Origin of the sequence: Staphylococcus felis (assembly GCF_003012915.1) — a bacterium.
GTDB lineage: Bacteria > Bacillota > Bacilli > Staphylococcales > Staphylococcaceae > Staphylococcus > Staphylococcus felis.
Genome location: NZ_CP027770.1, coordinates 1 through 12971 on the forward strand (window position 1 = coordinate 1; position 12971 = coordinate 12971).

13 protein-coding genes, 2 tRNA genes and 1 pseudogene are annotated in these 12971 nt (G+C 34.3%); all 16 read right to left on the reverse strand.

Annotation, left to right across the window (positions count from 1 at the left end; all coding sequences use genetic code 11):
- Positions 1-83: 83 nt before the first annotated feature.
- Positions 84-157 (reverse strand) — tRNA-Gly (locus tag C7J90_RS00005).
- Between the two features lie 40 nt (positions 158-197).
- Positions 198-280, reverse strand: a tRNA-Leu gene (locus C7J90_RS00010).
- A gap of 501 nt (positions 281-781) precedes the next feature.
- Positions 782-1225: a SprT family protein gene (locus tag C7J90_RS00015; protein WP_103207257.1), complete on the reverse strand. Its 444-nt coding sequence runs from the start codon at positions 1223-1225 to the stop codon at positions 782-784.
- Positions 1218-3368: a Tex family protein gene (locus C7J90_RS00020; RefSeq protein WP_103207259.1), complete on the reverse strand. Its 2151-nt coding sequence runs from the start codon at positions 3366-3368 to the stop codon at positions 1218-1220. The genes C7J90_RS00015 and C7J90_RS00020 overlap by 8 nt, the downstream gene beginning before the upstream one ends.
- A 146-nt stretch (positions 3369-3514) precedes the next feature.
- Positions 3515-4285, reverse strand: a complete 771-nt coding sequence (sigB, locus tag C7J90_RS00025) for an RNA polymerase sigma factor SigB (protein WP_103207260.1) — start codon at positions 4283-4285, stop codon at positions 3515-3517.
- Positions 4260-4739: an anti-sigma B factor RsbW gene (gene rsbW / locus C7J90_RS00030; RefSeq protein WP_103207378.1), complete on the reverse strand. Its 480-nt coding sequence runs from the start codon at positions 4737-4739 to the stop codon at positions 4260-4262. Before rsbW ends, sigB begins: the two co-directional genes overlap by 26 nt.
- A gap of 2 nt (positions 4740-4741) precedes the next feature.
- A complete protein-coding gene (locus C7J90_RS00035) occupies positions 4742-5068 on the reverse strand; it encodes an anti-sigma factor antagonist (protein WP_103207262.1) in 327 nt (108 codons plus the stop codon).
- 77 nt (positions 5069-5145) lie between these two features.
- A pseudogene (locus tag C7J90_RS00040) lies at positions 5146-5925 on the reverse strand (PP2C family protein-serine/threonine phosphatase); the annotation flags it as partial.
- A gap of 471 nt (positions 5926-6396) precedes the next feature.
- Positions 6397-6756, reverse strand: coding sequence for a type II toxin-antitoxin system PemK/MazF family toxin (locus tag C7J90_RS00045; RefSeq protein ID WP_103207265.1), 360 nt, complete (start codon positions 6754-6756; stop codon positions 6397-6399).
- Positions 6757-6927: a type II toxin-antitoxin system antitoxin MazE gene (mazE, locus tag C7J90_RS00050; protein WP_103207266.1), complete on the reverse strand. Its 171-nt coding sequence runs from the start codon at positions 6925-6927 to the stop codon at positions 6757-6759.
- A gap of 81 nt (positions 6928-7008) precedes the next feature.
- Positions 7009-8157 carry an alanine racemase gene (alr, locus tag C7J90_RS00055; RefSeq protein ID WP_103207268.1) on the reverse strand — a complete coding sequence of 383 codons (1149 nt, stop codon included), beginning with the start codon at positions 8155-8157 and terminating at the stop codon, positions 7009-7011.
- A 127-nt stretch (positions 8158-8284) separates the two neighbouring features.
- Entirely contained in the window at positions 8285-8641 is a 357-nt protein-coding gene (acpS, locus tag C7J90_RS00060; RefSeq protein WP_103207269.1) for a holo-ACP synthase, read from the reverse strand.
- Complete coding sequence (locus C7J90_RS00065; protein ID WP_103207271.1) at positions 8638-9183, reverse strand: PH domain-containing protein; 546 nt, start codon at positions 9181-9183, stop codon at positions 8638-8640. Before C7J90_RS00065 ends, acpS begins: the two co-directional genes overlap by 4 nt.
- On the reverse strand, positions 9164-10681 hold the full coding sequence (locus C7J90_RS00070; RefSeq protein ID WP_103207272.1) for a PH domain-containing protein: 1518 nt from the start codon (positions 10679-10681) through the stop codon (positions 9164-9166). Before C7J90_RS00070 ends, C7J90_RS00065 begins: the two co-directional genes overlap by 20 nt.
- Positions 10674-11147, reverse strand: coding sequence for a PH domain-containing protein (locus C7J90_RS00075; protein ID WP_103207274.1), 474 nt, complete (start codon positions 11145-11147; stop codon positions 10674-10676). Before C7J90_RS00075 ends, C7J90_RS00070 begins: the two co-directional genes overlap by 8 nt.
- A 268-nt stretch (positions 11148-11415) precedes the next feature.
- On the reverse strand, positions 11416-12900 hold the full coding sequence (gene cshA / locus C7J90_RS00080; protein ID WP_103207275.1) for a degradosome RNA helicase CshA: 1485 nt from the start codon (positions 12898-12900) through the stop codon (positions 11416-11418).
- Positions 12901-12971: the final 71 nt, after the last annotated feature.

The following is a 12971-nucleotide window of genomic DNA, read 5'->3' on the forward strand; positions in this document are numbered from 1 at the left end:
CTCTATCAGTACGTTAGTACTGTGTTTTATCGGAATTAACGTTGACATATTGTCATTCAGTTTTCAATGTTCATAAATTAAAATGGAGCGGGTGATGGGAATCGAACCCACAACATCAGCTTGGAAGGCTGAGGTTTTGCCATTAAACTACACCCGCGTAGATGTATCATTAATATGATATATTAAGATTGTGTTGATGCGGCCGAGAGGACTTGAACCTCCACGGGATTTCTCCCACTAGGCCCTCAACCTAGCGCGTCTGCCATTCCGCCACGACCGCTCGGATGTTTTACAACGTTATTTATTATATACTGTGTATTAAGCCTTGTCAACATAAAATTAATCTTTTTTTAATGTTTGTAATCAATCATTAATCTATTATTTTTGCGACGTATTTAAGATTACTATAATCATCTAAATATGTCAACACTTTTATATATGTTATTAATTGCTTTGAGCTGACTTTTATCATTTTAAAATGTGTCTATTAAAATGTCAATAGTTATTACTATAAATGATATTACTAAGTAGTGTTCTTAAACACGATAATCAATATTCCCAAAGACTGCCATACTAAAACAACGGCTCTCCTGAGAACACTTATTGACTCAGAAAAGCCGTCCCTATGAAATATCATTTTCACATCAAGCTCAAATCACTTTTATTTAGAAGAAAATCTAAATGTAAACACACCTTTCAGTTGCTTCTTGACGATTAAACTCTAGTCATATCAAAACATTATTGTGCTTAAATTCTATTGTCTAATTCAATTAAAGTGATTTTAAATTTGTTTTAATTGCCCTTTACATTTACCACATCTCATTGTATTTAGATTAACTTTGCGAATTCGAAAATAATCTTGTTTACAGTTTTGACATTTGTAATGATATTGTACACGCTCTTCATATGGCTGGATGGGTTTACAAAATCTGGGCGCACCTACTTTTTGACTCAATCTTTTAAAATCTTGGTCTCGATGTTGATAGCCTTTCCCATTTAAGTGTAAAAAATAATGACATAACTCATGTTTAATGATATCCACTACTGCATCAAACCCGAAATATTCATATTGCTTCGGATTTATTTCAATATGATGTGTTTGAAGAAGATATCTCCCACCTGTTGAACGCAATCGATGGTTAAAATATATCTTATGTTTAAATACGTCATTGAAGTCCGTTATAGCGATTTGCTCAGCCAATGCTTGTAACTTTTGATTATTCATTTGGCGGAATCATTGTTAAAGCGACTTTCTCTTTTTGTTCATCGATATCATAAATCCACACTTCAACAATATCTCCTACACTGACAATGTCTAAAGGATGCTTCACAAATTGTTTGGATAACTTTGAAATATGTACAAGCCCATCTTGTTTGACACCAATGTCTACAAATGCTCCAAAATCAACTACATTACGAACTGTGCCATTTAGTTTCATTCCTTTTGTTAAATCTTCAATCGACAATACATCTGATTTTAATTCTGGTGTTTGATATTCGTCTCTCGGATCTCGATTGGGGGACATGAGTGCTTTGATGATATCTTCTAATGTAGGTACCCCTATTTCTAGAAGTGTTGCATATTTTTCTTTTGTCACGGCGCCAAGTTTATCATTAGATGCTTGTGTGCCAAGTGTGTCGATTTGAATTTCAAGCATTTGCAGTAACTTGTACGCTGCTTCGTAACTTTCTGGGTGTATTGCAGTGTTATCTAATGGCTCAACTCCATCTATAATACGCATAAAGCCTATACTTTGTTCAAAGGTCTTCGCACCAAGTCTTTTCACTTTTTTGATTTCCGAATGATGTTTAAACATACCTAATTCTTCCCTATGTTTGACAATGTTATCTGCAATTTGTTTAGTCAAACCTGATACATGTTGTAAGAGTGTGCTTGAAGCTGTATTCACATTTACCCCTACTTGGTTAACAGCGGTTTCAACTACAAAATCTAAAGCATGACTTAATGATTTTTGGTTAACATCATGTTGATACTGACCAACCCCTATCGATTTAGGGTCAATTTTCACTAATTCGCTCAATGGATCTTGTACTCGTCTCCCAATCGAAACAGCGCTTCTCTCTTCAACTTGAAAGTCAGGGAATTCGTCGCGCGCGATTTCAGAAGCAGAATAAACCGATGCTCCCGCTTCATTTACAATGATATATTGTGCTTCTAACTGATGTTTTTTAATCATATTTGCTACAAACTGTTCTGTTTCTCTACTCGCTGTTCCATTTCCAATAGCTATTAATTGAATATCATAACGTTTAACGATTTCCACAAATATTCGTTCGGCATCTGCTTTTTTCGATTGTGGCGGATGCGGGTAAATCACTGATTTAGTGATAAATGATCCCATTTCATTCATTACTGCTAATTTACATCCTGTACGATAAGCTGGATCCACTCCTAAAACTTTCTTATCTTTCAAAGGAGATTGCAAGAGTAAACTCTTTAAATTTTCGCTAAAAATTGCGATGGCTTGTGTTTCTGCTTTGTCTGTTAAGTCATTGCGTATTTCTCGTTCAATAGATGGGAAAATTAATCGTTTCATAGCGTCTTCAATCGCACTTTTCACAATTTGTGATAATTCATGAGTACCTTTCAGTTCTTTTTTAATCATTGGGGCTATTAAATAATCTCTATCTGCATCTAGCTTGACTGAAATCACCTTTTCTTTTTCACCGCGATTCATAGCTAATATGCGATGATTCGCAATTCTTTTTATCGGTTCTTGATAGTCATAGTACATCTGATATACTTGCTTTTCATCTTCTGCTTTTTTTCTTTTTTGTGTTATTATCAAACCACTTTTAGCTGTATCGATTAAGACTTTTTTTCTATAATTTGGGTTATCTGCAATAATTTCAGCAATAATATCTTGCGCCCCTTGAATAGCCTCTTCAACTGTTGAAATTTCATCATTTATGTATTGTTCAGCTTTTTGCTGTAAAGGTTCTGAAGGTTCTTGGTGATATATCCACGTTGCTAATGGTTCAAGCCCCTTTCTCTTTGCTTCTGTCGCGCGTGTTTTTTTCTTTTGTTTAAATGGTCGATATAAATCTTCTACACGTTGCAACTTAGTTTGTTTAAGGATATCTTTTTTTAAGTCTTCTGTGAGCAATCCTTGTTGTGCTATATTTTGAATGACTTCATCTTTTCTTTTTTGGAGGTTTTCCATATAGTGATATTCATCATAAATTGTTTTTATCTCGACTTCATCAAGCCCACCTGTCATTTCTTTACGATATCTCGCAATAAATGGTACTGTATTTTTTTCTTCTAATAGTTTTAACACTACTTCTATTTGTTTTTGACTATAACTATATTTTTGTTGTATCGCTTGAACAAGTGATAATTCCACAGTCGTCACCGCTTTCTAATTGTAATCCTTATTTATTTTAACACTGTTTATTTTTTTCGCCTATTGAAGTCTATATCACCTTGCTAATCTATGCATTCAAAAAAGATGCCCCTTTCAAAAGTTCACTTTGAAAAGAGCATCATTTATTATTGTCGAGCAGCATCTTGTAATTTCTGAATGGCTGTTCGTTGTAATCGAGACACATGCATTTGGCTTAAACCAATTCGTTCTCCAGTTTCTTTTTGACTCAAACCTTCAATAAACGTACATTGAATAATTTCACGTTCCCTATCAGATAGAATCGGTAAAATACGCTCTAAAATCATACGCTTTTCTGTCAAATCATAATTGTCATCTTGGGTCCCCATAATATCGAGTAACGTAACAGTCGAACCGTCTTTGTCAGCTTCAATCGAATGATCTACACTTAATGCATTATAACTTTGCCCCATCTCCATCGCTTCTAATACATCTTCATCAGAAACTTCTAATCTGTCAGCAATTTCTCGAATAGAAGGCGATCTTTCAAGTTCATTTGTTAATTCGTCACTTACTTTTTTGATTCGTGGTCCAATTTCTTTGATACGTCTTGGAACATGAACACTCCATGTTTTATCTCGTAAATACCGTTTTATTTCACCAATTACTGTAGGTACTAAAAAAGCTTCAAATTTTCGATCAAATGATAAATCAAAGCGATTAATTGCACCTATTAACCCTACCATACCAACTTGCACCAAATCTTCGTGGTGTGATTGTCCTTTTGAATACTTATAGGCTAGTGATTCGATTAGCTTCTCATAATGCTTAACTAATTGTTCTTGAGCATGTTCATCTTGATGGTTTTGATGTTGTTGAATCCATTCATTAATTTGTTCAGGTGAAACGGTTTTAACTGATTTCTGCTCTTTCGTCATTGTTTCGCACCTGCTCTTTTCTGATATACTTAATCATACTAATCGTAACGCCAGTATCCTTATCCACAGTGACTTCATCCATAAGTGATTCAATTAGGAATAATCCTAATCCGCCTTCTCTTAGAAAATCAACATTTTCATCATCTTGATAAGGACCTAATTGTGCTTTTGTTTCTTGGTAATCAAAACTTTCACCCTGATCAGATACAGTGATTTTAATATAATCTGCAAATATTTCAAATACAATATTAATGAAACCTTTTATTTCTTTATTCTTATATGCATGTTTCACTGCGTTTGTTACTGCTTCGCTAACTGCAATTTTAGCATCTTCTATATCATCATATGTTGCATTTGATTGTGTGAATACACCCGACAGCGTCAATCGGATTAAGCTAACGTATTCAGCCGATGCAGGAACTCGCATTTCAATAAAATCGTTTGGTTGTGCCATCATTACTCAACCTCCGTTCCTTCATTAACATGCATCAAATCACTTAATCCCGTAATTTCAAACAAACGTTTAATACGATCATTAGCACCAAGGATGTAAAGCTCTTTTTGATGTTGGTTCAGCGCTTTTAATGTTCCTACAAATAACCCTAATCCAGTTGAATCCATATATTTTAAGTTCTTTAAGTCAACATATATATCGCGTTGACCATCTTGTCTCATTGGAACGAGTACGCTTTCAAGTTCAGGAACAGTTGCAACGTCTAACTCTCCTTCAACCTTGACTTCATAGCGCGACTCTAATTCTTTAGTATCTATATTAAGGTTCATGATTAGTTCCACTCCTACATTTATTCTCTACTGCAAACATTTACCCTTTTTACGCATAGTTAATCTGATTTTATAAATTAATGTACTCTTTTTATGACTAAAATTGTTAAATCATCACGCTTACATTTTTTTTGAAGTCTCAAAAGCTCTTCGTATAATAATTGAACAATATCTTGTGGATGCAGATGTTTGTATGCTGTAATAAAATTAAATAAGTACTCTTTATTAATAAATTCCCCATTTTGATCTCGTATCTCTGTAACGCCATCTGTGAAAATGATAATCATGTCATTAATATGAATTTGAAACTCTTGCTGTTGATAACGCATATGCGGACTTACACCGAGTACACGCCCTCTTACTTTGATTTCTTCAAATTCATTTGTTTCAGCTCTAAATATGTAACCTGGTTCATGTCCCGCTGAACTACAGTACAAAATATGATTGAGTTCTTCATATAGTCCATAAAACATTGTCACAAACATGTTTTGATTAACGTTTTTTTCTACAACTCGATTTAACCGCTTGAGTCCGTCATTTGGGAGTTGAGAATGACCATAAGAATCCATTCCAAACTTAATCATACTCATTGCTAATGCAGCAGGTATCCCTTTTCCGATAACATCCGCAACTGCAAAACTCATGGTTCCGTCTTTATGATCGATTAAGTTAAAATAGTCACCACTTACTTGATGAGCTGCAACTGAAATAACGCCAATTTGAATACTATCAAATTGAGGAATATCTGCTTTTAACATCGTCTGTTGCAACTGAGATGCAACATCCATTTCCTTTTCGTGCACTTCCATACGATCAACAAGCTTTTGATAATCTGCATATTTATAACCAAATTGCTTAATGACTGCTTCAAGCCATTCCATACTAAGCTGTATTTGTTCTGAAGTTAAAGGATACTGTTGTAAATACTTTTTATGTATACGTACGATTGTTTCAGGTGGTAATGTTTCAGAACTATCTATTTTGGGAAAGGTATCTATAAGTTGAGAGATACTGTTTGTATTTTGACTGTCTAATAGCTGATTCAAATTTTTAAAATACAATGGTTCTATTTCTTTAGACATTTAGTGAACCTCCTTTTTTTGATTACAAGGAAAAGAGTAGAACTTCAAAAAATTAAAACATGCTACCACTATTTTGAAACCATTCACTTTACTTTCAAAATGTAGGTTTTGTCCAATTTCTTTTTAATTCCACCAAAAAAAGAATGGCTAAGTTTCTAAAGAGCATGTGACAAGTACTTTTAGAAACTAGCCACTATTATCACAAATCTAGCAAAACTATTAACCATTCTTTAGGCTTTTTGTGCCTTAGTCTTTTTTAGACTGATTCATATGCAATCCTAAGCTGATACCAAGAGCATTATTGACTTCCTTCATCTTCTCATCTGATAAATATGTCAATTTCTCCTTCAGCCTCTTTTTATCTACTGTTCTAATTTGTTCTAACAGGATAACAGAATCTTTGTCTAACTTATATTTCTGTTTTTCAATTTCAACATGAGTGGGTATTTTAGCTTTATTAATCCTACCTGTTATAGCAGCAACTATAACTGTTGGACTGTATTTGTTTCCAGTATCATTTTGAATAATAACGACGGGTCTTACTCCCCCTTGTTCGGACCCTTGTACTGGAGAGAGATCTGCTAAATAAACGTCTCCTCGCTTCATCTAGTCATCCTTGCTATTCGTTAAGTGAGATTCGTTACAGTCACAAGCTTCACATTCTACTGAGTAGGCTTCGGTTGCTAGGGAGAGATTTAGGTCAGCCATTTGTACGTAACCTTCTTTTAAAGACTGTTCTAGATTATTTTTAAATCTTGTTTGATTGAATGTTGACATAAATAGGACCTCCAAATCAATACAACAGTATATTTCTCTAATTATCAATTATAATAACAAAATTCCCACCATTTAACCATACTATTTTAATAATTCATTAGATATTTCAATATTTTGCTTATAATGATAAACCCTCGGGATACGGCGCCCAAAATTGCACAGCACCTCATAACTAATTGTTTGCTGCTTCGACGCAATGGTTTCAAGAGACTGTGGATGATGTGATTGGGATTCTAAAATAATCACTTTGTCTCCTAATTTCGTTTCTTTAGGCACTCGAATCGCAGTTTGATCCATGCTTACACGCCCCACAACTTCACATTGTGTACCAGCAACATTCACTTTAGAGCCTTGCATATTTCTTAAATAACCATCAGCATAACCTATTGGAATTAAGGCAACATACATTTCCTCATCAGCAACGTAAGTTTCACTATAGCCAATGACTTCACCCTTGTTTACTTTCTTGACTTGTGTCACTTCACTAACTAATTGCGCAGAAGGCTTTAAGATGGCTTTAGTATTGTTTTCAACAAAAGCGGATGGATAATAACCATATAAAGCAATACCAGGTCTGAATGCATTACATAAGTCTGATTTAAAACGTAGCGTGCCCGCTGAATTTTGAATATGTACATAAGCAGGACGTTCTGCACTCTCGATTAATGATTCAAATCGTGCATACTGCTTTTTTGAGGTTTCATTATCTTCGTCCGCTGATGAAAAATGAGAAAATGCACCTTCAAAGACTAGATTAGGATGTTCATGAATCATATTGATCATATCCTGATATGTTTGTTCATCCTTAATCCCTAATCTATTCATACCTGTGTCTAATTTGATATGTAGCCAAACTGTTTTTTCGGAACTATCATCTATATGTTGAATTGTTTCCTCTAGCCACTCTTTTGAAGGTGCTGCGATTGCTACACGATGCTGTATTGCTTTGTTAATTGCATGAGGGGGAATGCTTGATAATATAAGGATTTTTTCTCTTATCCCATGCATTCTCAATTCAATCGCTTCATCTAAAGTTGCTACACAAAAAAACGACGCTCCTAATGTTTTCAGGTGATTGGCAATCATAATACTTCCCAATCCATATGAATTGGCTTTCACTACAGGCATCATCGTCTTGTTGGGATGCATTTCTTCTAATACTTTGTAATTGTTTGTGATTGCTTCTAAATCAACATTCAGTACTGTTGACCGAAAATATTTATCTGCCATCTCTACCACTCTCCTTGATCGGTCATTTTATCTTTAAAATACTATTTTATCACTTTTTATCTATCAAGCTGAGACATCGTGATTTTTACGTCATGAAAATGATAGATTGACTCCTAACTTCAGTAAATTAATCGTCTTGCTCTAAAATCACTTGACTGACAGCATAATGATCAGTATGTGAAATAGATACATGTACACGATATCCATCAAATACGATATACGGCTTGCCTTGGCTATCATTATCACAATGTATATCTTGAAAAGCGATACTTTTCCCTATTCCTGTCCCTAACGCTTTACTCAAAGCTTCTTTAACAGCAAAACGACCCGCTAAAAATTCAAGCCGTCGTCTCTGATTGGAAAAATTGATATATCGCGCGTACTCAGCCGGGGATAAAATACGTTTAGGTAGACGGGGTTGACGTTCTAATGATTGAGCCAAACGCGGGATTTCAACTAAATCAACACCTATTCCAATAATCATTGTAACTCCTCTTTTTGAACATCTTGATCTTCATATTCATATTTTTGTTGTGAATGTAATAAATCCACATTTTCCTCTGATAGATTACCATGTTTTTTGATCAATTTAATGATATGATTCGCATCATTTTTATTTAATAACGTCAATTGATGATTTCCCCCAGCAGTTGATAACGTCACTGTCACTAAATCATATTTTCGCATGAAAAAACCTTCCTCTAAATCTATATTCTGAATACGAAAAACAGGAATTTTCGTTTGCGTGATCCATAAAAAACCTTTTCGAATGACGACATTCTGCTGAGAATATTCATATCCAAATATACGATACTGGTACTTCGGCTTTAGCCAAACGCCAATCAATATATAAAGTACTAATACTATCGCTAATCCTAAAGCGATGTACCACAACCATTGACGTATATTTTCTGTGACGAAAATGCTTGCTATCAAAAGACCTACAACCATTAATCCCACAATACTTGCAACTATCATAGCGACAATTCTAATAACCTTTGGACCGTTAGGACTCATTTTCTTCATCTTGATAGTCACCTCCAATGTACCATTCGTGGTAATGCTTTACGTTATTTAAATTGACAAATTTAAGCCCTATTTTATCATGAGTTGCACCACTCGCAATCACAAAATCAAAATGAGCAAGTGCTGCACGTTTCATCAATGGATGGCTCATTTGTTTAAATCCAAGCACTTTATCTCGATTGATATAGCTCGTTTCAAAACTAAACAACTTCACTTTACGTACTATCACTTCCTCTTCTAACACGTTCATGCCACTTTTAAGGACTGCTAAAAGGCTATGAATCATGAATACAATAATGATAAACGTAATTGGTATCCAGACCCATTTGGCTAAATAATAATACACAACTCCACCTATTATTATCAGTGCTATACTTTGAATCCAAAAACGGCGATGAAAACCTCTCCATGGTAATCCTTTTTCAACACCAGTAAATAACATTGTTGGTACAAGCTCTCTTAAAATAGTAATCGCTTCATTTCTTTTTATGAATGGTAAAACCATTACATGACCTGAAACTGACTCATCTTCAACGTCTGTTTCCATATCGCTTGTAATGATAAACTTAAAAGAAGTATAACCAAATAATCGTTGAATAAATGATTGCTCTTCAACAACTGCCTGTATTTTTGAAATAGGTACTGTCACATGTCGTACACTTAATAATCCATATCGAATATTTAATAGCTCACCTTTTCGTCTTAGCGTATATCCGAAATAACGTATAAAATTAATCAGTACACCAACGATATAACTGATAATCAAAATAGTTATTACAACAAAGATTGTCGTATTAATTGCAGTTTGAAATAGGCTACCTAATCGATGACCAATAATATCCCATGGAATCACTTCATTGATTGAACCAAACAAAGGCCCAATTGTTAATAGTGCTACAAATATAGCCCCGCTTGTCATAGCCATCAATAATAAATTTCGCGTTGAAAGCTCATAAATAGTTTCATTTTGAGGCTCACTATATGTCATGCTACCAGGCTCTTCTGTTTGTTCAGATTCTTCTTTTTGATTGATCTCATTAGCGTTAAGTAATTCGCTTTTTAAACGTTCTAACTCTAAGCGAATGCGCTCACTTTGCTCTTTTGTAACAGTCTCTAAATCAATACCATCACTCGGCGTTTTGATGATCAATCTAACACCACCCACAATTTGATGAACGAGATTTTGCGTGGTATCTATTGATTGAATACGTCGAATGTTGAGTTCCTTGCGTTCATAATTAAATAATCCACTTGTAACGATAAAGTGATTGTCTTCAATCCAATATCTTGTTTTAAATACTTCAATGACTCTCTTAACAAAACCTATTAAAAAGAAAAACGTTACAATAGCCGGGGCAATATAATTTGATAATTTTGTGAAATCAAAGTCTTTCATTTGGAAAAATACAAATATAATGACTAAAAAGATATTTTGCTTGATAACATCAATAATGCCTGTGATATAAGAAATAGGATGTAATTTTTGAGGACTATACATCATCATCACCACCCTCAATACAATTCAAACAGTGTGTTTCAATGTGTTGCGCTTCTGTTAAAGAGATATGTGGAAGTTTAATTGAATGCCCAGCTGTAACCAAAGACACCACACATAGATTATGGCGACGAAGCAAAGGTCCTGTTGATCGCGTTAAAAATTGAATACGTTCAAATTTCATGACTTCAAACTTTCGAAACCATATATTTCGCTTAATTTCGATTCGATTGTTTACTATACGATACTGATTAAATGCATAATATATTTGTGGGTAAATAAAATGATATAAAATGCTAACTACTGTCATTAATGTGATAAGGTAAATCCATTCAAATCGCCAATTAAAGTAATACCATAAAAATGTCAATCCTCCTAAAATAAAAAGATCGATTAAAAAATGGATTAAGTGATATTGAAATAAATATCCACGTGTACATTTTGGACTTTTTTGAAACGTATGTGCCATTGAATTTCAGAACTCCTTTATAAAGTTAAGGTTAATTATATCATAAATAAGCACTATACAAACACTCCTCTAAGGTCGAATCGCCTTATTTCTATCGCTACTGTTTATTCGTATTCGATATCCTTAAATACAGTCATTTCGAAAACCAAAACAATATAAAAAGGCTAAGATATATCCCTAAATGGACTATCCTAACCTTTTGACTATGATGCAGCAATTTGAATGAAAATCTCAAAATCATTCAAATTTCTGTTACGTATCATTATTATTATTTTTGGTGGTCAGCAAACGTACGCCCTTTTTTGACTTTAACATCACGTTTACCTTTATTATTTCCTTTTTTGTTGAAACCTGACTTGTGATTTCTTGACGATTTCGAATGACGCTTATTGCCACTTCCTTTTCGTGCACCTTTTTGAGAACGCGTTTTACGTGCAAGAGGCTTTTCGAAAGTTAATTGTACTTCTACATCATCATTAGACTCAACAAGCTCTTGTAGTAATGCAGTGACAAGATCTTCTTGGTTGTATCGTTCTAAAAGTTGTTTAGCGATATTTTCAATACGCGGCTCTTTATCAACTGCTATCCAGTTTTCAACTTTATTTTTAATTTCTTCTTCACGCGCTTTAAGGACCTCTTTACGATAAGGAGGGCGTAATGAGCGCATTTGTCTGCGATTTGTTTCTTCAATTTGTCGAATATAATCCATTTCAATTGGATTCACAAATGTCACAGCGATACCATGTTTTCCTGCACGGCCTGTACGACCGATACGGTGTGTATAACTCTCCGTATCTTGTGGAATATCAAAGTTATAAACATGGCTAACACCCGAAATGTCTAAACCACGAGCAGCAACATCTGTCGCAACTAATATATCTAATTGATCATTTTTAAACTTTTTAAGTACCTCTAAGCGTTTAGCTTGAGTAATATCACCGTGTAAACCTTCTGCTTTGTAACCTTTAGACAATAAAGCACTTGTCAGCTCATCAACGCGTCGTTTCGTACGTCCAAATACAATCGCAAGTTCAGGTTGATGTACATCTAAGAAGTTAGTAAAAGTTTCAAATTTCTCTAATTCTTTAACAATCGTGTAAAATTCATCAATTTGAGGATCAGAGATTTCATTATTCATTGTTTTAATAATTTTAGGGGATTTCATGAATTTTTGAACAAGCTCTTGAATTGCTTTTGGCATTGTAGCAGAAAATAACATCGTATGACGACCTTCAGCAGGTATCTTACTCATGATAAATCTCATATCATCAATGAAGCCCATATTCATCATTTCATCAGCTTCATCAAGAATTAAAGTCTCAATATCTTGAGTTTTTAATGTACGACGATTAATGTGATCGATTACACGTCCTGGCGTACCGACAACAATTTGAGGACCTTTTTTAAGTGATTTAATTTGGCGGTCTATCGGCATTCCACCAAACACAGTAACAATTTGAACTTTTTGGCCTCGGCTAAATTCACGTAATTGTTCTGCTACTTGCATTGCAAGTTCACGTGTCGGAGCTAAAATAAGTGCGCGTACACCTTGTTTGTCTTTTACCTTTTCAACTAATGGTATACCAAATGCGCCTGTTTTCCCCGTTCCTGTTTGCGCTTGGCCGAGTATATCTACATTGTTGAGTGCGTATGGAATACTGTCCTTTTGTATGGGTGTCGGTTCAGTAAATCCCATAGCTTCTAGAGTTTCAGCTGTTTTTTTAGAAACTCCTAAATCAATAAATTTTTGCAAAGTCATTCTCCTTTATTATACGTAATTCTATTTTGTTTATGTCAAATAAGTTTAATCTAACTTCTACATAT

Bases quoted from the DNA above. Each gene is read 5' to 3' on its own strand.
- C7J90_RS00015 (WP_103207257.1), bottom strand. From the start codon at position 1,225: ATGAATAATCAAAAGTTACAAGCATTGGCTGAGCAAATCGCTATAACG.
- sigB (WP_103207260.1), bottom strand. From the start codon at position 4,285: ATGACGAAAGAGCAGAAATCAGTTAAAACCGTTTCACCTGAACAAATT.
- rsbW (WP_103207378.1), bottom strand. From the start codon at position 4,739: ATGGCACAACCAAACGATTTTATTGAAATGCGAGTTCCTGCATCGGCT.
- C7J90_RS00035 (WP_103207262.1), bottom strand. From the start codon at position 5,068: ATGAACCTTAATATAGATACTAAAGAATTAGAGTCGCGCTATGAAGTC.
- C7J90_RS00045 (WP_103207265.1), bottom strand. From the start codon at position 6,756: ATGAAGCGAGGAGACGTTTATTTAGCAGATCTCTCTCCAGTACAAGGG.
- mazE (WP_103207266.1), bottom strand. From the start codon at position 6,927: ATGTCAACATTCAATCAAACAAGATTTAAAAATAATCTAGAACAGTCT.
- alr (WP_103207268.1), bottom strand. From the start codon at position 8,157: ATGGCAGATAAATATTTTCGGTCAACAGTACTGAATGTTGATTTAGAA.
- acpS (WP_103207269.1), bottom strand. From the start codon at position 8,641: ATGATTATTGGAATAGGTGTTGATTTAGTTGAAATCCCGCGTTTGGCT.
- C7J90_RS00065 (WP_103207271.1), bottom strand. From the start codon at position 9,183: ATGAAGAAAATGAGTCCTAACGGTCCAAAGGTTATTAGAATTGTCGCT.
- C7J90_RS00070 (WP_103207272.1), bottom strand. From the start codon at position 10,681: ATGTATAGTCCTCAAAAATTACATCCTATTTCTTATATCACAGGCATT.
- C7J90_RS00075 (WP_103207274.1), bottom strand. From the start codon at position 11,147: ATGGCACATACGTTTCAAAAAAGTCCAAAATGTACACGTGGATATTTA.